The following is a 20,989-nucleotide window of genomic DNA, read 5'->3' as shown; positions in this document are numbered from 1 at the left end:
CGCCCAAGTCGACGAGATCGCGCTGACCGGCGGCAACTCGCCGGGTTGGGGCGCCGCGTTTGCGGCGCTGCCCGCGTGGCGGCCCGGCGACCGCATCCTGGTCGGCCGCCACGAATGGGGCGGCAATCTGGCCGCCATGCGCCTGATTGCGCAGCGCGCGGGTGCGACGCTGGAAACCATTCCGTCCGACGACAGCGGCTGCGTCGACGCAGAGGCGCTGGAAGCCATGCTTGACGACCGGGTGCGTCTGATCGCGCTGACCTGGCTACCCGCCAACGGCGGCCTCATCAACCCGGCCGCCGCCATTGGGAAGGTCGCACGCAAGCATGGCATTCCGTATTTCGTGGACGGCGCACAGGCGGTGGGACAGTTTCCCATCGACGTGCGGGAAATCGGCTGCGACGTGTTGAGCGGCGCCGGACGCAAGGCATTGCGCGGGCCGCGCGGCACGGGTTTGCTATATGTGCGCCGCGAGTTTCTGGACCAACTTACGCCCGCCTTCGTGGACACCCATTCCGCGCCGCTGGGCGAGGACGGCGAACCCATGCTGCGTGCCGATGCCGCGCGCCTGGAGTCCGCGGAGAATTCACTGGCGCTGCGCTGCGGCCTTGCCAATGCGCTGCGCGAAGCGCTGGATGTGGGCCTGGACACCATCCGCGCCACCATCGACGCCAACGCCCAGGCGCTGCGCGCCGAACTGGCGGCCATCTCCGGCATTTCGGTGCTGGATCAGGGCCGCGACAAATCCGGGCTTGTCGCCTTCAACATCGCCGGACACGACGCGGCGGACGTGCAGCGCACGCTCGCCGCGCAGGGCATCACCATTGGCAGCAACGGCGTGCCCTATACGCCGCTGGACATGCAGGCCCGCGGCCTGGACCGGGTCGCGCGCGCGTCCGTGAGCTATCTGACAAGCGGCGACGAAATCGATCGGTTGCTGGAAGCCTTGCGCAAGCTGGCTGCATAGCGCGTGCGCAAACGCGGCATCCATGTGGGACTGCCGCGCGGCGGCCGACAGGACCCGAGTTACGCAATCTTGCCCGCCACGCCTGCGCGCTTCGTAAACGGCGACCATTTCGTGAACACGAGCAGGTTGCCCAGCATCACCAGCGCCAGGCCGGCGAACGCGTAGGGCGTCCAGCGGTAGCCTTCGACGACGGTGGATATGCTGAGCGCCACGACCGGAAACAGCACCGTGCAGTAAGCGGCCCGCGCGGGTCCCATGCGGCCGACCAGCGTCAGATACGCGGTAAAGCCCACGACCGACCCCAGCACGGCCAGATAGAGCAACGCGCCCACATAGGCCGGCGAGGAATCGAAGCCGAACGGCAGTCCGGCAACCACGCAGCCCACCAGAAGAATGGCCGCGCCATAGAGCATGCTGTACGCGTTGCCCGTCAGCGGCCGGATGCCGGCGCGCTGCTGCAGGGATGACAGCATGTTGCCCGTGGAAAAGCAGAGCGTACCCAACAGCGCAAAACCCAGGCCCAGCAGCGTCTCGTGGCTGGCCTCCTGGCCCGCCAGTTCCGGCCAGAACAGCAGCACCAGACCGCAGAACCCCAGCGCGCCCGCCGCCATGATGCGCGGCGAGATGCGAGTGCCAAACCAGATCCGCGCATTGAGCGCGTTCCACAGCGTGGCGGCCGAAAACACCACCGACACCAGACCGCTGGGAATCCATTGCGTGGCCGAATAAAAGCACAGGAAGTTCAGGCAGAACAGGCACAGGCCCTGACCCACGCACAGCCAGTGGCCGCGCCGGTCCAGTTTCTGCAGTTTGCGCATGGCCAGCAGCGCCACGAACAGCAGCAGCCCCGCCAGCGCAAAGCGGTAGAAGATCGACACGGGAATGGCCACCACGCCAAGCTGCAGCTTGATGGCGATCCACGTGGTGCCCCAGATCAGGACGGTGAGCAGGTACAGGGAAAGATTCATGATGCGAGGAGCGCGGGAAAGCCGCGCGAAGAGCCGATTCGGACACCGGCGGCCATTTGGCGCACCGGACAGCCAGTGTGCGCCCCGATGCCGCGCCGCAATTGCCGGTTCTTGCGCTTTTGTCCGGATCGGGCGCGTCACGCGCGCGCGAACGCAGTAGCATTCCTTCCCATGGGCAACACCGCTACGGCCCCGGCCGATTTTTCCGTTTTCCGCACGCTGTCGCGCTCGACAGCGACGCTGCAGCGCGCCACGTCGCTGGGCGAGGGCATGGCGATCTCGCAATGGTCACGCACCGCCCGCGAAACGCTGGGCTACGAAACGCCCGGCCATCACACGCTCTCGCTGTACCTGCACGGCGGCGACCGCTCGTTTCGCGTGGGCCAGGACTCGCTGCATGGCGGCGCGGGCAAATTCTGCGTGCTGCCCGCCGAACACCATTCCCGCTGGTGCATGAACGACAACGTGCATTTCCTGCACCTGTACATCGCCCCGCAGCGGCTGGCGCGCGAAGCCGTCATGCGGCTGGACTGCGAACCCCGCACGTTGGAGCTGCGCGACCGCACCTACATCCAGGACGACTCGCTGATCGACGTCTGCCGCCGCCTGCTGGGCGCAGACTGGAACGAACCCGCCGACCGTCTGGCCGCCAGCAGCGCGGCCGAGACCGTGCTGCACCATCTGCTGATGCAGGGCGTGGCGCGCAAGACGCCGCAACCGGCGCGCGGCGGCCTCGCGCCCGGCGTGCGCCGCCGCGTGATGGACTACGTGGACGCGCATCTGGCCGATCCGCTGACGCTCGACGAACTGGCCGGCGTCGCCGCGCTGTCCACCTATCACTTCGCCCGCATGTTCCACGCCTCGTTCGGCGAGCCGCCCCACGGCTGGGTGCGGGGCAGGCGTCTGGCTCGCGCCCAACACCTGCTGTCGGCCGGCAAGGGCGACCTCGCCAGCATTGCGCAGGCCTGCGGCTTCGGCAGCGCCAGCCACCTTGCCCGCGTCTTCCGGGCCGCCATCGGCATCACGCCGGGCCAGTACCGCGGCGCGCACGCCCGGCACTGACACCGCCGATCCGGCATCATGCCGGCCGCAGCGCGCGGTCTACAATGGCGCATCGCCCTAGCGGCTCACCCGGCCACCTCCCGCCTGCTCCGACGCGATGCCGCTTCCGACCTCTCGCGATACGTCCCCACTCATCGACAGCGCCGGTCAGCGCCCCTTGCGCGCGCACTGGCTGGCCGAACTCATCCGGTTGCGCGAAACGCACTGGGGGCCGCTCGAAGACGCGCAGGCGGTGCGCCAGGTGCGCCAACTCGATGCCGACCTGCCGTCGCGCATCCTTACCCGCGCCGCGCTGCTGGCGCAACGCGAAAACCTCATTCCCCTCGTCGATGCCTGGCGCCGCAGCGCCACGGCCATGCTGGCCGTGCTGTTTGTACTGGCGCTGGTTTCCGGCGCGGCCGCCGCCTTGGGCGCGCTGGGCGATGGCACGCGGCCCGTTAACGTGCTGTGGGCGGTGGGCGCGCTGCTGGGGCTGCACGCGCTGACGTTCCTGCTGTGGCTGGCAAGTTTTCTGCTGCGGCCCGCGGCCGTAACTGGCTTTGGGCGGCTGTGGCTCTGGGCCACGCGCAAACTGGCGCGCGGGCCCGATGGCGCGCTGGTGCCGCAGGCCTTCCTGAATTTGCTGTCGCGCGCCGGCGCCCTGCGCGGCCTGTTCGGCAGCATCAGCCATCTGCTGTGGCTGACCGCGCTGTGCGCCGCGCTCGCGACACTGCTGGCCGTGCTGTCCACCGCCAGCTACCGCTTCATCTGGGCCACCACGCTGCTCGCGCCCGACACCTTCGTGTGGCTGACGCAGGCCATCGGCTGGCTGCCCGCGCATCTGGGCTTTCCCATGCCCGACGCCGCGACGATCCGCGCCAGCGACGGTACGCAGGTCCTGCCGGCCGGCGCGCAGGCGCAATGGTCTCTCTGGCTGATCGGCGTGCTGGTGGTCTACGGCATCGTGCCGCGTCTGATCGCGGGCGCGCTGTGCATGGTCGCCACGCTGCGCGCGCTGCGCCGCGTGCGCATCGATCCCGCGCTGGCGGGCTTCTCGCCCCTGCGCGACCGCCTCGAACCGCCCGCGTTGTCCACCGGCATCGACCGCCCCGTCGATCCTCTGCACGAACCGCGCGTGCGAGCCCCCGCGCTGGAAGGCCTGGGCGGGCAGCCCGTGCTGCTGGCGCTGGAACTGCCGGCGGACCTGACGTGGCCACCCGCGGATCTGCCAGACACCATCCGCCAGGCCGGCAATCTGGATACGCGCGAGGAACGCAACCGCGTGCTCGACGCGCTGGCGCAGACGGCGGCCTCGCGTCTCTTGATCGCCTGCGACGCGCGCCAGACGCCCGACCGGGGAACCCTGTCGCTCGTGGCGGACCTGTCGGCCCACGCGGGACAGACGCGCGTCTGGCTGATCACGCCGCGCGCCGGCGACGACACGCCTGGCGAAAGCCGCGCCGACCTCTGGCGCGACCGCCTGCTGGCGCTGGGCCTGCCCGCCGACGCCATCCTCCGGGCGCCCGTCGCGCCGCTGACCTGGCTGGAGTCCGGTCATGACTGACCCGCTCATCAGGATCGCCCTCGTCGGCCACACCAACACCGGTAAGACGTCGCTCTTGCGCACGCTGACCCGCGACACGACGTTCGGCGAAGTGGCCGACCGCCCCGGCACCACGCGTCACGTCGAAGGCGCGCGCCTGCGCCTGGACGGGCGGCCCGTGCTGGAATGGTTCGACACGCCCGGCATGGAAGACAGCATCGCCTTGCTGGAATACCTGGAACGGCTGGACCGCCCCGGCGAAAGGCTGGACGGCCCGGCGCGCGTCCGGCGCTTTCTGGACACGCCCGAAGCGCACGGCCGCTACGAACAGGAGGCGCGCGTCCTGACCAAGATGCTCGATTGCGATGCCGCGCTGTACGTCATCGACGCCCGCGATCCGGTGCTGGGCAAGCATCGTGATGAACTCGCCATCCTGGCCGCGTGTGGACGGCCCCTGCTGCCGGTCTTGAACTTCGTCAACGCACCCGCGCACCGCGCCGACGAATGGCGCGATGCCATGGCAAGACTGGGCCTGCACGCCGTCGTGGAATTCGACACCGTCGCGCCGCCGCTCGATGGCGAACAGCAGTTGTACGCCAAGCTCGGCGTGCTGCTGGACCGCCACGCCGGCGCGCTGACCCGGCTGGCGGACAGCCTTGCCGCACAGCGCCGCGAACGCCACGCCGCCGCATACGAACTGGTTGCGGACCTGCTCATCGACGTGGCCGCGCTGCACCTGTCCAGCCCCAGCGATGAAGCCGCGCTCGCCGCCGCGTCCAGCCAGCTTCGCGACCAGGTGCGCCAGCGTGAACAGACCTGCGTCAACGCGCTGCTCGCCCTCTACAACTTCCGCGCCACCGATTACGCCGACGACGCCTTGCCCTTGCAGGGCGAACGCTGGGGCATGGATCTTTTTCATCCGCAGGCGCTCAAGGACATGGGCGTGCAGGTCGGCATGGGCGCGGCCGCGGGCGCCATGGCCGGCGCCGCCGTCGACCTGATGAGCGCGGGCCTCAGCCTGGGCACCGGCATGCTGATCGGCGCGGCCGCGGGCGGCTTGTGGCAAGGCGTCGAAAAGCTGGGCAAGCGCGTCGCGGGCAAGCTGCGCGGCTATCGCGAGATCAGCGTCGACGATGCAGTGCTGCGCCTGCTCGCGTTGCGCCAGCGGCAGTTGATCGAGGCGCTGGAGCGCCGCGGCCACGCGGCCCGCGAACCGTTGCGCCTGGACCTGCCCGCCGATGACGCATGGCGCAAAGGCCCCTTGCCCGATGCGCTGAAGGAAGCGCGCAGCCGGCCCGAATGGTCGGCCCTGGGTAAACACTATGAAGACAGCGACCGCCGCAAGCGCATGCTGCTCGACTTGGCGAAAACCCTAGCATCCGCGCCGCTTCCGGCCGAATGACCGGCGGCCCGCGCGCCCCGCAGGACGCACCATTCACGGCTTCCGGCAAGCGCGTGATAACCCCAATCCAAACCAATTGACGCTTAAACGAATGCGTCGATAAGATTCGATCTGCATCGGCGCGGGTCCGTCCCCGTCATGTCAATCACAAGGGGTCGGTCTATCGTGAAGTCGAAGTCCTGCGCAGTGATTACCGGCATCGCCAACCACGGCCCGTGCGCAGTTCGCGCCGCGCGCCGCCCGGCCCCCATCCTTCCATCGTCGTAAGCAGCAACGCCATGCCCCGGAACCCCTTGGGGCCGGGGCCCTGTCACTTCTGTCGCGCGATCCGCGCACCACACGGAGCATGAGGGCTATGCGTACTTTTCCCCACTTCAAGCAGGCGGCGCTAGCCGCTGCCGTGGCCGCCTCGCTGGCCTTCAGCGCTGGCGCGGCCGCCAAAACGCTGCACTGGTCGTATCAGGGCGATGCCACGTCGATGGATCCGATGGCGTTGAACGAGACCTTCACGCTGGGCTTTCAAGGCAACATCTACGAAACGCTGGCCGGCTACGACGGCAACCTGAAACTCACGCCGCTGCTCGCGGAAAGCTGGGAGAACCCCGAGCCCACCAAATGGGTCTTCAAGCTGCGTAAGGACGTCAAGTTCCACGACGGTTCGCCCTTCACCGCCGACGACGTGATCTTCTCGTGGAAGCGCAGCCTGACGCCGGGCTCGGACATGAAGGGCTACGGCGCCAAGGCCAGCGACATCAAGAAGGTGGACGACTACACCATCGAAGTCACCACCCCCACGCCCAACCCCATCCTGCCGCGCGAATGGGTGTTCCTGTACATCATGAGCAAGAACTGGGCGGAAAAGAACAAGACCACCGAGGCCACCAACGTCAAGGGCGACAACCAGGGCAACTACGCCAACCTGCACGCCAATGGCACCGGCCCGTTCATGCTGACCGAACGTCAGCCCGACGTGAAGACGGTGCTCAAGCGCTACGGCGGCTACTGGAACAAGAACATCAAGACCAACATCGACGAGGTCATCTTCCAGCCGATCACGCAGGAAGCCACGCGCGTGGCCGCGCTGATCTCGGGCGAGATGGACGTCGTGCAGCCCGTGCCGGTGCAGGACTGGAAGCGCCTGGAAGACGCCAAGGGCGTCAAGCCGCTGACCGCGCCCGAAGCCCGCGCCATCTTCATCGGCATGGACCAGGACCGCGACGAGTTGCTGTTCTCCGACGTGAAGGGCAAGAACCCGTTCAAGGACGTGCGCGTGCGCGAGGCCGTCGTGCTGGCCGTGGACACCAAGGCCATCAACGAGAAGATCATGCGCGGCGCGGCCAAGCCGCTGGGTTCGCTGATCGCCACGTCCATCAATGGCTACGACGAATCCTTCGGCGCGCCGTACAAGCCGGATCCCGAGCGCGCCAAGAAGCTCCTGGCCGAAGCCGGCTATCCCAAAGGCTTCACCGTGACGATGGACTGCCCGAACGACCGCTACGTCAACGACGAGAAGGTCTGCCAGGCCGTGGCCGGCATGCTGGCGCGCGTGGGCATCAAGATCAACCTGCTGGCGCAGACCAAGTCCAAGTACTTCGGCAAGATCCTGCTGCAGGCCGGCAACCAGACCAGCATGTACATGCTGGGTTGGACGCCCAGCTCCACCGATGCGCACAACACGCTGCTCAACCTGACCTCGTGCCGCGACGCCAAGACGGCCGCGGGCCAGTTCAACCTGGGCGGCTACTGCAACAAGAAGGTGGACGAGCTGACCAACAAGATCGGCGTCGAAACCGATCAGGCCAAGCGCAACGCGATGATCAAGGAAGCCTTCGGCATCGTGCGCAGCGACTTCGGCTACCTGCCGCTGCACCAGCAGCCCATGTCGTGGGGCGTGAAGGAAAACGTCACCGTCACCCAGCGCGCCGACGACGTGCTGGACCTGCGCGACGTCGTGCTGCCGTAAGCGGCGCGTGATGCAACCCCGGGCGGCGCGCGCCGCCCGGACGCGCCCGGCCCAGCCCCCATTCCCGCACCGCGCGCGGAACGCGGCCCGGCGCCGTCCGAACCAGAGGGCTTCCTGACATGCTTTCCTTTATTGCGCAGCGGCTGTTTCAGTCGGTGCTCGTGATGTTGACGGTGGCGCTGATCGCGTTCTCCATGTTCCGTTATGTGGGCGATCCGGTCGCCAGCATGGTCGGCCAGGACACGACGCCTGAACAACGCGCCCAGTTGCGCGAACAGCTCGGCCTGGATGATCCCTTCGTCGTGCAGTACGCGCATTTCGTCATCAATGCGGTGCAGGGCGACTTCGGCATGTCGTACCGGCATCGCCGCCCGGTCAGCGACCTGCTCGAAGAGCGCATGCCGGCCACGCTGGAACTGTCGTTCGTGTCCGCCGTCATGGCGCTGGCGCTGGGCATCCCGATGGGTATCTACACCGCGCTCAAGCGACACGGCGTGCTGTCCAAGGCCTTCATGGCGATCTCGTTGGCGGGCATCTCGCTGCCCACGTTCCTTATCGGCATCCTGCTCATATTGTTCTTTGGCGTGCAGCTGCGATGGCTGCCCAGCTTCGGGCGCGGCGATGTGGTTAGTCTGGGATGGTGGACCACGGGCTTTCTCACCAAGTCCGGCTGGCTGGCGCTCATCATGCCCGCGATCACGCTGGCGCTCTTTCAGATGACACTCATCATGCGCCTGGTGCGCGCCGAGATGCTGGAAGTGCTGCGCGCCGACTTCATCAAGTTCGCGCGGGCGCGCGGCCTGCCGGAGCGGCTGATCAATTTCCGCCATGCCCTGAAAAACACGATGGTGCCCGTCATCACGATCACGGGGCTGCAGTTGGGTTCCATCATTGCGTTCGCCATCATCACCGAGACGGTGTTCCAGTGGCCCGGCATGGGCTTGCTGTTCATACAGGCCATCAGCATGGTGGACATCCCGGTCATGGCCGCGTATCTGGTTCTGATCGCCTTCATGTTCGTGGTCATCAACCTGGTCGTTGACCTGCTGTATTTCGCCGTAGACCCGCGCCTGCGCGTGCAGAGCAAATAGAGGATTCAACCCATGATTGCTCGCATCGCTCCCTTCTTCACACGCGCCGCCGACAGCGACCTGTGGCATAGCTTCAAGCGCTCGCCCGGCGCCATCATCGCCGCGTCCGTCACGCTGGTCATCGTGCTGGGCGCGCTGTTCGCGCCGCTCGTCGCGCCGCACAATCCCTTCGACCTCGCGTCCCTGAGCATCATGGACGCCAACACGCCGCCTGCCTGGGAAGAGGGCGGCAGCCCCGACTTCCTGCTCGGCACGGACGACCAGGGCCGCGACATTCTGTCGGCCGTCATGTATGGCTCGCGCGTGTCGCTGCTGGTCGGCTTTGCCTCGGTGCTGTTCTCGATGGTGCTGGGCGTGACGCTCGGTCTCATCAGCGGCTACGCCGGCGGGCGCGTCGACAGCTTCATCATGCGCATCGCCGACGTGCAGCTTTCGTTTCCGGCGATCCTGGTCGCACTGCTGATCGACGGCGTGGCGCGCGGACTGCTGCCGCGCGACATGCACGACCAGCTCGCGCTCTACGTGCTGATCTTTGCCATCGGGATCTCCGGCTGGGTGCAGTACGCGCGCACCGTGCGCGGCTCGACGCTGGTCGAGCGCAACAAGGAATACGTGCAGGCGGCCAAGCTGATCGGCATCGGCCCCATCACCATCCTGCGCCGCCACATCCTGCCCAACGTCATGGGACCGGTGCTGGTCATCGCCACCATCCACCTGGCGATCGCCATCATCACCGAGGCCACGCTGTCGTTCCTGGGCGTGGGCGTGCCGCCCACCGCGCCGTCACTGGGCACGCTGATCCGCATCGGCAACAGCTATCTCTTTTCGGGCATGTGGTGGATCTCCATCTTCCCCGGCATCGCGCTGGTGGCGCTGGTGCTGTCGGTCAACCTGCTGGGCGACTGGCTGCGCGACGCGCTCAACCCCAAGCTGCGCTGAGGACGTCATGGCCCTGCTGAACATTGATGACATCCGTATCGAATTTCCCAGCCGCCGCGGCACGCTGGTGGCGGTGGACGGCGTTTCCCTGTCGCTGGAAAAGGGCGAGATCCTGGGCGTGGTGGGCGAGTCCGGCGCGGGCAAATCCACCATCGGCAACGCCGTCATCGGCCTGCTGGAAGCGCCCGGACGCCTGGCCGGCGGATCGGTGCTGCTGAACGGCGAACGCATCGACACGCTGACGCCCGCGCAGAAGCGCAAGGTGCGCGGCCGCCGCATCGGCATGATCTTCCAGGATCCGCTGACGTCGCTGGACCCGCTGCAGACCGTCGAAAGCCAGCTGGTCGAAACGATGCTGGTGCATCTGGACCTGACGCATGACGCGGCAAAGAAACGCGCCGTGCAACTGCTGGCGCAAGTCGGCATCGACCAGCCCGAGCTGCGCGTGCAGCAGTATCCCCACCAGTTTTCAGGTGGCATGCGGCAGCGCGTCGTGATTGCACTGGCGTTGTGCTGCGAACCTGAAGTCATCATCGCCGACGAACCCACCACCGCGCTCGACGTGTCGATCCAGGCGCAGATCCTGGACCTGCTTAGAAAACTGTGCCGCGAAGAGCAGGTGGGCATGATCATCATCACGCACGACATGGGCGTGATCGCGGATGTGACGGACCGCGTGGCGGTGCTGTATCGCGGCAAGCTGGTCGAGCAGGGCCCCACGGCCAAAATCCTGGGCGACCCCGACCACGCCTACACGCGCAGCCTGATCTCGGCCGTGCCGCGTCCGGACATCAAGCTCAAGCGCTTTCCGCTGGTGACCTATATCGAATCCGTGCGCACGCCCGCGCAGCCGCTGGACCTGGCCACCCACTGGCTCGGCCAGCGCCGCGACTTCGGCAAGCGCACGGAAGGTCCACTGGTGCAGGTGCGCGACCTGTCCATGCGGTTCGTGCTCAAGAGCGCGTTCTTCAAGCGCAACCAACGCACGCTGGACGCGGTCAAGCGCGTGAACCTGTCCATCGGCGAAGGCGAGGTCTTCGGGCTGGTCGGTGAATCCGGCTCGGGCAAGTCGACCGTGGCGCGGCTGATATCGGGGCTGTACACGCCCAGCGAGGGCTCCGTCACGTTTGGCGGCACGGACCTCACGGCGCTCAAGGGCGAGAAGGAACTCAATCCGTTCCGCCGGCAGATCCAGATGATCTTCCAGGACCCGTTCTCGTCGCTGAACCCGCGCATGCGCGTGCTGGACATCGTGGCCGAGCCCATCCGCTTCCACAAGCTTGCCGCCAGCGAAGCCGAGACGCGCCGCATCGTGGCCGACCTGCTGGACGTTGTGGGCCTCGCAGACCGCGCGGCCGAACGCTTCCCGCACGAGTTCTCCGGCGGCCAGCGGCAGCGCATCTGCATCGCACGGGCGCTGGCCACGCGGCCGCGCTTTCTGATCTGCGACGAGCCCACCTCGGCGCTGGACGTATCCATCCAGGCGCAGATCCTGAACCTGCTCAAGGATCTGCAGGAAGAGCTTGGCCTGACCATGCTGTTCATCAGTCACGACCTGCCGGTGATCCGCCAGATGTGCGACCGCGTCGGTGTGATGCGCCACGGCGAACTGCTGGAAGTGGCCGACACGGAAACCCTGTTCGAACACCCGCAGCATCCCTACAGCCAACATCTGCTCGGTCTGATGCCTCGCCTGCAATCCATGTCCCGCGAAGGGCTGGACGTGGTGGGCTGAGACCGCGCGCCAACGGAGTCCACTGACATGAGCGAGTCACGGCAAACCCTCTTCATCGGCGGCAAGGTATTCGACGGAGAGGGGCGGACGTTGCCCAACCACGGTGTGCTGGTCGAGGGCGCACGCGTGGCCCGCGTGGCGCCTGCGGGCGAATTCTCGGGCTACGCGGGCGCACGGGTCGACACCACCGGCATGACGCTCATGCCCAGCCTGGCGGATTGCCACGTGCATCTGGTCTACACGGGCGGCGCCGACCCCAACGCGCAATTGAGCAAGCAGGGCCCGGCGCAGATCACGCTGACCGCGCTGGAGAACGCGCAGGCCAGCCTGCGCGGCGGCGTCACGGCGCTGCGCGACTGCGGCGGCAAGGACTATCTGGAATTCGGCGTGCGCGACGCCATCGCGCGCGGCGTGTTTCCCGGCCCCACCATCAAGGCGTCAGGCCGCATCATCTGCATGACGGGCGGCCACGGCAACCGCATCGGCCGCGTCGCCGACGGTTGCGAAGAAGTGGTCAAGGCGGTGCGCGAACAGGTCCACGCCGGCTGCGACCTGGTCAAGATCATGGCCACGGGCGGCGTCATGACGCCGGGCGTCAGCCCCATGGATGCGCACTACAGCTTCGACGAAATGAAGGCGGGCGTGCACGAGGCCAAGCGCTTTCGCAAAAGCACCGCCAGCCATGCGCAGGGCACGCAGGGCATCCTGAATGCGGTGCGCGCCGGCATCGATTCGATCGAGCACGGCATCTTCATGGACGACGACTGCCTGCGCGAAATGCTGGAGGCCGAGACGTATCTGGTGCCGACCATCGCTGCCGTGCGCAACATCATCGCCAACGCCGACAACGGCATTCCCGCCTACGCGGTGGAAAAGGCCCGCGCGGTGGAGCAGCGCCATCGCGAGTCGTTCCAGATGTACTACAAGGCGGGCGGGCGCATCGCGCTGGGCACCGACGCGGGCACGCCGTTCAATCTGCACGGCGAGAACGCCATGGAACTGGCGTACATGGTGGAGTTCGGCATGACGCCGGTGGACGCGCTGATCGCCGGCACGTCACGCGGCCATGACCTGATGGGCATGACCGATCACGGCGTGATTGCGGAGGGCAAGGTGGCCGACCTGCTGCTGGTGCAGGGCGACCCGGTTGAAGACATCATGAAGGCCGCCGACAAGCGCTTTCACGTCGCCGTGCTGCGCAACGGCGAACTTGCGGCGGGGGCCTTGCCGTTCTGAACCTCAGGGCGCCGGCGCGGCGCCCGGCGAATTGCGCATGAACATCTGGCTCAGGAATATCTCGACGGGGATGCGCTTGCCATTGACGTCGACTTGGCCCTCCCGGTAGTCCGCCTCGAACTGGATCACGCCGTCCTCGATACGGGCCCAGGTCGATGCGGCGACCAGGCCTCGTAGCCCCGCGGCTTCCCGCTCGGCCGCCGACCGGGCTGCCTCACGCGTGGCGCCCTTCAGTTCCGCCCGCGCCGCGATCACGTCGGCCAGGTTTTCCGGCGACAGCTTCAGCCGCACGCTCAGGTTGCGCAAGACTTCCTTGGTGATGGCAATAGGGTCGCTTTTCCAGAACGACGGCGCAGCCAGGCCGATATCCAGGCTGAGCGATGACGTGCCACGCGCCGTGTCGACCTGCAGCGTCGACAGCGTGAAGCTGGGACGGGCCAGAAGGAACTTCAACAGATGAGACGCGGCAAGCATCCCCTCGCCCGAAAGGGGATCGGCCTTTTTCGCGCTCAACATCGTGCTTGTGGTGGCGTCCTGAAACGCCTTGAGCGACGCCACGTCCATGTCCTTGCCGCTCGCCACCATCCGCAGCTTGGCCACGTGCAGGGCGCGCACGCTGATGCTGCCGACATCGAGCGCCATCTTGCCCGTCATGCGCTCGCGGGTCCCTTCCGAACCCAGCGTCAGCGCAATGTCCTTCAGGCCCAGCGGCAGCTTGTCCATATTGGACGCCCATTGCTTGACCGTCAGCGTCGTGCTGCTCGCGGAGGACTCGGCCGCACCGGACAACTCATGCGACAACGCCAGATCATCGAGGGTCAGCGTGGAGGGCGTGCCCCTGATCACTTCGGTCAGCGAGGCCTTCTTGACGGCAAGTGACACCGTGTCGCGCGTGCCGTCGCCGGCATGTTCGACCTGCGCCTGCAAGCCCGAGAAGTCGAACGTGATCGGAGCGCCGGCATACTTCACCGGCGCCAGCGCCAGATCGCCGGAAAAGTCGCGGTCATAAGCGAACAGGAAGTTCGCCGTCACCGGCGCCGACCCGCCCGCAGCCGCGAACCAGGCGGCTGCGTCGGGCGTCTCCGTCATATGCAGCCGGCCCGCCGCCATCACAGGCGCGACATCGCCGGACGCAAGCCGCGAGGCGGGAAACGGACCGTGTTCGATCTTGCTCGTGAACGCGAATGCCTTCTCAGCGGGCTTGCGGCCAGACTGCACCAAGACCTTCACACCAAACCGCGCATCGGAAGAAAACACGCCGCGTTCAAACGATTGCAGTTCAAGCGTCACGGGCACGCCCAGCTTTGCACTCAGGCGCTGCGCCTCTGCGTTCAACGCCTGCACGTCCTGCGTCAGCCGGGCTTCGATCTTCTTGCCGGTGTACCACGCGGTGCCGACCCACGCCGCAGCCACCACCGCCACCAACACGCCACCCGCCACGATCCGCTTGTTCATGATGCCTATGTCCGTTTGAGATACGCCGTGATTGCCGCGCCCGGCGATGATAAAGAAAAACGGGCTGTCACATGGACAGCCCGTAGCAGGCGGCGCCGGAAAAATCGCGGCGCGCCAATCGTGTTGCGGCAGCTTAGCGCATGCCGCCCAGCACGCCACCCATCGCCATCATCAGGAACTGCTGCAGCGGCATCTTCTTGCCGTTGAAGTCGACCTGGCCGTCGGCGTAGTTCAGGTACGAGACGATGTTGTTGTTCTCGATCTTGCCCAGGCCCATTGCCGTGGCCATGGTGCCGACCATTTCAACCTGGCCCTTGGCCGTCTGCACGGCTTGTTCGGCAGCCACACCGCGCATTTGCGGTTCGATGGCCATCAGGTCCGACAGGTTGCCCTTGGACAGCACGAGCTTGGCATCCAGCTTCTTCAGGGCCTGCAACGCCATGTCGGAGGCTTCGCCTTCCAGCGCGGCCGGCTTGACCAGCGCCATGTTCAGGTTGAACGTCGACGTGCCGTTGGCAGTGCGCACTTCCAGCGGCGAGACGGCCAGCGTCGGGTTCCCGGCCAGCAGTTGCTCGACGTTGGTCTTGAGCACGGCCTTTTCTTCGTCCGTGAATTGCGGCGTCTGCTCTTCGCCCTTGCTTTGCAGCATGCGGCGCGAGGCGGCCTCGTAGATGTCGTTCAGCGACTTCAGCGCCTTGGAGTCCAGGTTCTGCGCGTCGATGACCAGCTTCATGCCGGCCATGTCCTTGGCCTGCACGTTGATCATGCCGAAGTCCACGGCCATCTTGGCGCCCATGGCCGAACCGTTCTCGGTCATGTCCACGGCGATCGACGTGTCCTTGAGTTGGACGGGCGGCTTTTCGCGCGACGTGATCGTCCAGTCCTTGAACGTCACCTTCTGGCTGCCCACGTACATCTCGTTGGCGGCCGGCTTCAGGTCGCTGGTCAGGGTGATGCCCTTGACCGCCATGGCGGTGATGTCGCTGGTGTCGGACGGACCCGACAGCTCCAGGCTGTCGACGGCCACGTCGAAGATGCCGCGCTTGGTGGAAGTGGCGTAATCAAAATCGCCCTTCATGCCCGAGAACACAAGCTTGGTGGTGTCCTTGGCGACTTCGACCGGGGCCATGTTGAACGTGCCGGTGATGTCCTTGCCGTAGCTGACGCTGTAGTGGCCCGACAGCGGCACGGCGCCCTTGGCGGCCGCGAACCATTCGTTGACGGTGGGCGTCTCTTCCAGCGCGAAGTCGCTGGCCACCATGGCCGGCATGAACTTGCCCGACTTCAGGTTGGAGAACGGCAGGGGGCCGTGGCTCAGGTGTTCGATGAAGACCACGTCGCGCTCTTGCGCGGGCTTGCCTTCGGCGGCGGGCGTGGTGAACTTGATGCGGTAGCGGGAAGTCGAGGTGAAGACGCCGCGGTCGAACGAGACCAGCTCGGCGACGGCATTGATGCCCCACTTGTCGGAGGCCTTCTTGAGCTCGACGTTCGAGTCCTCGATGGCCTGCTTGACGAATGCTTCGGCCTTTTGGCCCGTGTACCAAGCCGTGCCGGTCCAGACCGCGCCCAGCGCGACGACGATGCCAACCAATGCCGATTTCTTCATTGCATCCCTTTTATTTTGAATAGATGAAAGCCGACGGATTATAGGGAGGGCCGACTAGGGAAAACACTTATTTTGTTCTAATTTAATTCAAAATATTGCTGAATGATTCTATAGAGACCTTTTAAGCGCTTGCTGCGCCGCCACATCAGCTACAATCCGTTCCGTGCGCCAAGCCAATCTGCGCACGTCCGCTCGGCCCTTCGCCGCCAAGCTTCGCCCTGATGGGCGCTTCCCCTTTTCTCCTTATTCGACCGCCTGGATTGGAGTCTCTCAAATAGAGCGACAGGCTGCCGCTGGAGCTGTTTTGACTACCACTTCCCCTTTCGCCGACCTCGGGCTGGCTGATTCGCTGTTGCGCGCCATTGCCGACACCGGCTACACCGCGCCCACGCCCATTCAAGCCCAGGCCATTCCGCAAGTGCTGAAGGGCGGCGACCTGCTCGCAGCCGCCCAGACCGGCACCGGCAAGACTGCCGGCTTCACGCTGCCGATCCTGCACCTGCTGTCGCAGAAAAAACCCGAGGCCCGCAAGCCCGGCCGCCCCCGTTGCCTGATCCTGACCCCGACGCGTGAACTGACCGCGCAGGTCGCCGAATCGGTGCAAACCTATGGCAAGTACACCTCGCTGTCGTCCATGGTGATGTTTGGCGGCGTCAATATCAACCCCCAGATCTCCGCGCTGCGCAAGCCGCTGGACATCCTGGTCGCCACGCCCGGCCGCCTGCTGGACCATTGCGGCCAGAAGACGGTGGACCTGTCGGGCGTCGAAATCCTGGTGCTGGACGAAGCCGACCGCATGCTGGACATGGGCTTCATCCGCGACATCCGCAAGATCCTCGCGCTGCTGCCCAAGCAACGCCAGAACCTGCTGTTCTCGGCCACGTTCTCCGACGAGATCCGTACGCTGGCGCGCGGCGTGCTGAACAATCCGGGCGAAGTCTCGGTCACCCCGCGCAACACCGCCACCGAGCTGGTCACGCAGACCGTGCACATCGTCGAGCAACACCACAAGCGCGACCTGATCAGCCACATCATCCGTGAAAGCGGCTGGCACCAGGTGCTGGTCTTCACGCGCACCAAGCACGGCGCCAACCGCCTGGCCGAGAAGCTCGTGAAGGACGGCCTGACCGCCGCCGCCATCCACGGCAACAAGAGCCAATCGGCCCGCACGCGCGCGCTGGCCGGCTTCAAGGACAGCACCGTGACCGTGCTGGTCGCCACCGACATCGCCGCCCGTGGCCTGGACATCGACCAGTTGCCGCAGGTCGTGAACTTCGAGCTGCCCAACGTGCCGGAAGACTACGTCCACCGCATCGGCCGCACGGGCCGCGCCGGCGCCACCGGCGCCGCGGTCTCGCTGGTCGACAACAGCGAAATCAAGCTGCTCAAGGACATCGAGCGCCTGATCAAGAAGACGATCGAACGCAAGCCCGTGGAAGGCTGGACGCCTCCCACGACCAGCGCGGCCGCCTTCGAACGCCAGGAGCGCGACGAAGACTCGCGCAGCATGCGCGGCGGTCCCCGCAATGGCGGCCGCGGCGGCAACGGCGGCTCGGGCCGCTCCTCGCGTCCCGCCCAAGGCCAGCCGCGCGCAGCGGCAGGCGGCCGTGCCCCCGCCCCGGCCCGCGCCGGCGAAGGCCGTGGCAACGGCGGTTCGCGCGATGGCAAGCCCGCAGACCGTCCGGCTCACGCCGGCCGCAACGAGGGCCGTCCGCAGCAGAATCGCCGTCCCGAAGGCTCGTCGCGTCCGGCCGGCAACGCCGGTTCCGGCCGCCCGTCCGAGGGACGCTCCGGCCAGGGTCGCCCGGCCGGCGCGCCGCGCGCCGCGTTGCTGAGCAAGTAATATCTCCCGCAACCCCGACACTGCGATCCACGGACCCGCGCCATCATGCCCTTATCCACCTGGTTGACGTTCTTCCTGGCCTCCTGGGCCATTTCGTTCTCACCGGGCGCCGGCGCCATCTCGGCCATGTCCTCCGGCCTGAAATATGGCTTTGCGCGCGGCTACTGGAACACGGCAGGCCTGATCATGGGCATCCTGTTCCAGTTCGTCGTGGTCGCCGTGGGGTTGGGCGCCGTGCTGGCGACGTCGGAAATGGCGTTCAACGTGGTCAAGTACCTGGGCGTTGCCTACCTGATCTACCTGGGCGTGCGCCAGATCCGCACGGACGCCGCGCCGGTCGCGGTGGACGCCGGCGATCCCCGTCAGGCGTCCATTCGTGACCTGGTGTTGCGCGGTTTCCTGATCAACACCATGAACCCGAAGGGCACCGTGTTCCTTCTGGCCGTGGTGCCGCAGTTCGTGGATCCGGCGCTGTCGCTGACGCCGCAGTACGCGGCCTTGGCGGCCACGCTGGCGTTCACCGACCTGGTGGCGATGGGCGTGTACACGCTGCTGGCGGCGCGCGTATTGCGCCTCTTGCGCGACGCCAAGCACATCCGCTGGATGAACCGCACCTTCGGGTCGCTCTTCATCCTGGCAGGCGTGTTCCTGGCAACCTTCCGCCGCCACAACTGAATCAATAAGCGTGGGGCACGGGCCGGCAACGGCGCGTGCCCCACATGTTTTCGTGCACGACACCGGACCGCACCGGCCTGAAAAGCGGCGTTAAGTAGAATCCTCCGATCATGAGCATTTCCAACGAAGTCGCACGGCGCCGTACGTTCGCCATCATTTCCCACCCTGACGCGGGCAAGACCACGCTGACGGAAAAACTGCTGCTGTTCGCAGGCGCCATTCAGATCGCCGGCAGCGTCAAGGCGCGCAAGGCGTCGCGCCACGCCTCGTCCGACTGGATGGAAATCGAAAAGCAGCGCGGCATCTCGGTGGCGTCCTCGGTGATGCAGATGGAGTACCGCGACTGCGTCATCAACCTGCTCGACACCCCGGGCCACCAGGACTTCTCCGAAGACACCTACCGCGTGCTGACGGCGGTCGACGCCGCGCTGATGGTGATCGACGCGGCCAACGGCGTCGAGCCGCAGACCATCCGCCTCCTGCAGGTCTGCCGCGCGCGCAACACGCCGATCATCACGTTCATCAACAAGATGGACCGCGAAGTGCGCGAGCCCCTGGAACTCCTGTCCGAGATCGAAGGGCACCTGGGCATGGACGCCGTGCCGTTCTCGTGGCCGGTGGGCATGGGCAAGTCGTTCGGCGGCGTGTTCGACATCCGCCGCGACCGCATGCGCGTCTTCCGCCCCGGCCAGGAGCGCCGTTCCGACAACGACGACTTCATCGAAGGCCTGACCAACCCCGAGATCGCCAAGCGCTTCGGCGGGGCGTTCGACCAGGCCAGCGGCGAAATCGAGCTCATCAACGAAGCGGCGCCCGCGTTCGACCGCGACCAGTTCCTGGCCGGCAAGCAGACGCCCGTGTTCTTCGGCTCGGCCATCAACAACTTCGGCGTGCAGGAAGTGCTGGACGCCCTGGTCGACCAGGCGCCGCCCCCGGGCGCGCGCACGGCCCTGCAACGCGAAGTGAAGCCCGAAGAACCCAAGTTCACCGGCGTGGTGTTCAAGGTGCAGGCCAACATGGACCCCGCCCACCGCGACCGCGTCGCCTTCGTGCGCGTGAGCTCCGGCCGTTTCGAGCGCGGCATGCGCCTGAAGGTGGCGCGCACCAACAAGGAAATGCGCCCCAACAACGTGGTGTCCTTCCTGTCGCAACGCCGCGAACTGCTGGACGAAGCCTTTGCCGGCGACGTCATCGGCATTCCGAACCACGGCGTGCTGCAACTGGGCGACGTGCTGACCGAAGGCGAGACCCTGCAGTTCACCGGCCTGCCGTTCTTTGCGCCGGAACTGTTCCAGGCGGTCGAAGTGAAAGACCCCCTGCGCACGAAGCAATTGCGCACCGGCCTCACCCAATTGGGCGAGGAAGGGGCCATTCAGGTGTTCCGTCCCGAGGTCGCCGGTGGCTCGCTGCTGCTGGGCGCGGTCGGGCAGCTGCAGTTCGAAGTGGTCGCGCACCGCCTGAAGACGGAGTACGGCGTGGATGCCCGGATGCTGCCTTCGCGCTACACAATGGCACGTTGGATTACGTCTGAAAACCCCAAGGCGCTGCGCAAGTTCATGGATGCCAATGCCGCCCATATCGCCTATGATGTCGTCGATGCTGCGGCGTTTTTGATCGGTTCTCCCGCGCAGTTGCGCGTCGCCGAGGAACTGTATCCCGATGTGAAATTCCACGCCATGCGGGAGCACGGTGGCAAGGTTTTCGGAGACAAAGCGTAGACCCGTTCGGGTTCCGCACGGCAGATTGAGGGTAGCAATGTCTTGGCGTTTTTTGTTCGCAACGCTCCTGATCGCGCTCGGCGCGTCGGCATGGGGCGGAATTCAATTAGGTGATTGGCTGGTGGCGCATGCGCCGGCGGCCGCGCCCGCTCCTGGGCAGGACGCAGCCGCGTCCCAGCAGCCCGTTCTGGATGCCAATGGCCGTCCGTATGTGGCGCAGCCGCCGCAGCCGCGCATTGACGGCACGTTGGGCGTGCCCGACAAGCCGTCCGATCGCGAATGGCAGGTCAATACGGTGTCGCTGTTCGACACCGTCAGCGATCCCGCCGTCCAGATCTCGCGTGAACGCATCAGCCCCGAACAAGCGCGCGAAATCGCCGCCTCGTCGCAGGTGCCGCTGCCGTCGGGCAATTCCGATGTCAGCACGATGGACCTGCTGGTGCCCGGCACCTCCACCGCCATCAATGGTGGCGTAGCCGCAGGCGGCAGCTACGGCACACCGCAGATGGTGCAGGCGCCCCCGCCGCCGCCCAACACCGCGCCGGCGCCCGGCGCGCAGGGCTGGCAGGATGCGCTGCGGCGCGAACTGGCCCAATGCGCCACGCAAGGCTTCTTCGAACGCCCGTCGTGTTCCTGGAACGCGCGCAACAAGTACTGCGCGCCGAATCGCGCCTGGGGCACGATGGCTGAATGCCCGGCCCGTCCGCAGTAAGAGGTTTGCAATAAGACGTCTGCAATAAAGCCGTCACATCGCAACCTGCACACGCAGATTGATGGCAAGAAAAATGGCGCCCCACGGGGCGCCAT

16 protein-coding genes are annotated in these 20,989 nt (G+C 66.5%); 13 read left to right on the top strand and 3 right to left on the bottom strand.

Annotation, left to right across the window (positions count from 1 at the left end):
- Window positions 1-967, top strand: a 967-nt coding sequence (locus RT697_RS03515; protein ID WP_313697014.1) for an aminotransferase class V-fold PLP-dependent enzyme, incomplete at its 5' end; no start/stop codon positions are given.
- Between the two features lie 59 nt (window positions 968-1,026).
- Here the strand turns inward: RT697_RS03515 and RT697_RS03510 are convergent.
- Entirely contained in the window at window positions 1,027-1,935 is a 909-nt protein-coding gene (locus RT697_RS03510) for an EamA family transporter (RefSeq protein WP_313697013.1), read from the bottom strand.
- A gap of 171 nt (window positions 1,936-2,106) precedes the next feature.
- Between RT697_RS03510 and RT697_RS03505 the strand changes: the two genes are divergently transcribed.
- The 8 genes from RT697_RS03505 to RT697_RS03470 all read left to right on the top strand — a co-directional run bounded on the left by RT697_RS03505 (window position 2,107) and on the right by RT697_RS03470 (window position 12,885).
- Window positions 2,107-2,997 (top strand): AraC family transcriptional regulator, encoded by an 891-nt coding sequence (locus tag RT697_RS03505; RefSeq protein WP_313697012.1) that lies wholly within the window; start codon window positions 2,107-2,109, stop codon window positions 2,995-2,997.
- A gap of 97 nt (window positions 2,998-3,094) precedes the next feature.
- Window positions 3,095-4,540, top strand: a complete 1,446-nt coding sequence (locus RT697_RS03500) for a DUF2868 domain-containing protein (RefSeq protein WP_313697011.1) — start codon at window positions 3,095-3,097, stop codon at window positions 4,538-4,540.
- Complete coding sequence (locus RT697_RS03495; RefSeq protein WP_313697010.1) at window positions 4,533-5,921, top strand: GTPase/DUF3482 domain-containing protein; 1,389 nt, start codon at window positions 4,533-4,535, stop codon at window positions 5,919-5,921. Before RT697_RS03500 ends, RT697_RS03495 begins: the two co-directional genes overlap by 8 nt.
- A gap of 355 nt (window positions 5,922-6,276) precedes the next feature.
- Window positions 6,277-7,884, top strand: a complete 1,608-nt coding sequence (locus RT697_RS03490) for an ABC transporter substrate-binding protein (RefSeq protein WP_313697009.1) — start codon at window positions 6,277-6,279, stop codon at window positions 7,882-7,884.
- Window positions 7,885-8,003: 119 nt separating this feature from the next.
- On the top strand, window positions 8,004-8,975 hold the full coding sequence (locus tag RT697_RS03485; protein ID WP_056565682.1) for an ABC transporter permease: 972 nt from the start codon (window positions 8,004-8,006) through the stop codon (window positions 8,973-8,975).
- A 12-nt stretch (window positions 8,976-8,987) separates the two neighbouring features.
- Complete coding sequence (locus RT697_RS03480; RefSeq protein ID WP_313697008.1) at window positions 8,988-9,914, top strand: ABC transporter permease; 927 nt, start codon at window positions 8,988-8,990, stop codon at window positions 9,912-9,914.
- 7 nt (window positions 9,915-9,921) lie between these two features.
- Window positions 9,922-11,649 (top strand): ABC transporter ATP-binding protein, encoded by a 1,728-nt coding sequence (locus RT697_RS03475; RefSeq protein WP_313697007.1) that lies wholly within the window; start codon window positions 9,922-9,924, stop codon window positions 11,647-11,649.
- A 27-nt stretch (window positions 11,650-11,676) separates the two neighbouring features.
- Window positions 11,677-12,885: an amidohydrolase family protein gene (locus RT697_RS03470; protein WP_313697006.1), complete on the top strand. Its 1,209-nt coding sequence runs from the start codon at window positions 11,677-11,679 to the stop codon at window positions 12,883-12,885.
- A gap of 3 nt (window positions 12,886-12,888) precedes the next feature.
- Here the strand turns inward: RT697_RS03470 and RT697_RS03465 are convergent, their stop codons facing one another.
- Both RT697_RS03465 and RT697_RS03460 read right to left on the bottom strand, forming a co-directional pair.
- A complete protein-coding gene (locus tag RT697_RS03465; RefSeq protein ID WP_313697005.1) occupies window positions 12,889-14,340 on the bottom strand; it encodes a DUF945 family protein in 1,452 nt (483 codons plus the stop codon).
- Between the two features lie 133 nt (window positions 14,341-14,473).
- Window positions 14,474-15,946 carry a YdgA family protein gene (locus RT697_RS03460; RefSeq protein WP_313697004.1) on the bottom strand — a complete coding sequence of 491 codons (1,473 nt, stop codon included), beginning with the start codon at window positions 15,944-15,946 and terminating at the stop codon, window positions 14,474-14,476.
- 304 nt (window positions 15,947-16,250) lie between these two features.
- Here RT697_RS03460 and RT697_RS03455 point away from each other — a divergent pair, with 304 nt between their 5' ends.
- The 4 genes from RT697_RS03455 (at window position 16,251) to RT697_RS03440 (ending at window position 20,894) form a co-directional block, all read left to right on the top strand.
- Window positions 16,251-17,789 (top strand): DEAD/DEAH box helicase, encoded by a 1,539-nt coding sequence (locus RT697_RS03455; protein WP_313697003.1) that lies wholly within the window; start codon window positions 16,251-16,253, stop codon window positions 17,787-17,789.
- 45 nt (window positions 17,790-17,834) lie between these two features.
- Complete coding sequence (locus tag RT697_RS03450) at window positions 17,835-18,464, top strand: LysE family translocator (RefSeq protein ID WP_056565698.1); 630 nt, start codon at window positions 17,835-17,837, stop codon at window positions 18,462-18,464.
- 110 nt (window positions 18,465-18,574) lie between these two features.
- Window positions 18,575-20,182: a peptide chain release factor 3 gene (locus RT697_RS03445; protein ID WP_313697002.1), complete on the top strand. Its 1,608-nt coding sequence runs from the start codon at window positions 18,575-18,577 to the stop codon at window positions 20,180-20,182.
- A gap of 37 nt (window positions 20,183-20,219) precedes the next feature.
- Window positions 20,220-20,894 (top strand): hypothetical protein, encoded by a 675-nt coding sequence (locus RT697_RS03440; RefSeq protein WP_105236898.1) that lies wholly within the window; start codon window positions 20,220-20,222, stop codon window positions 20,892-20,894.
- Window positions 20,895-20,989: the final 95 nt, after the last annotated feature.

It is taken from the genome of Achromobacter sp., from assembly GCF_032113835.1.
In the GTDB taxonomy this organism is placed as follows: domain Bacteria; phylum Pseudomonadota; class Gammaproteobacteria; order Burkholderiales; family Burkholderiaceae_B; genus Achromobacter.
This window is presented reverse-complemented; position numbering and strand designations above follow the sequence as displayed.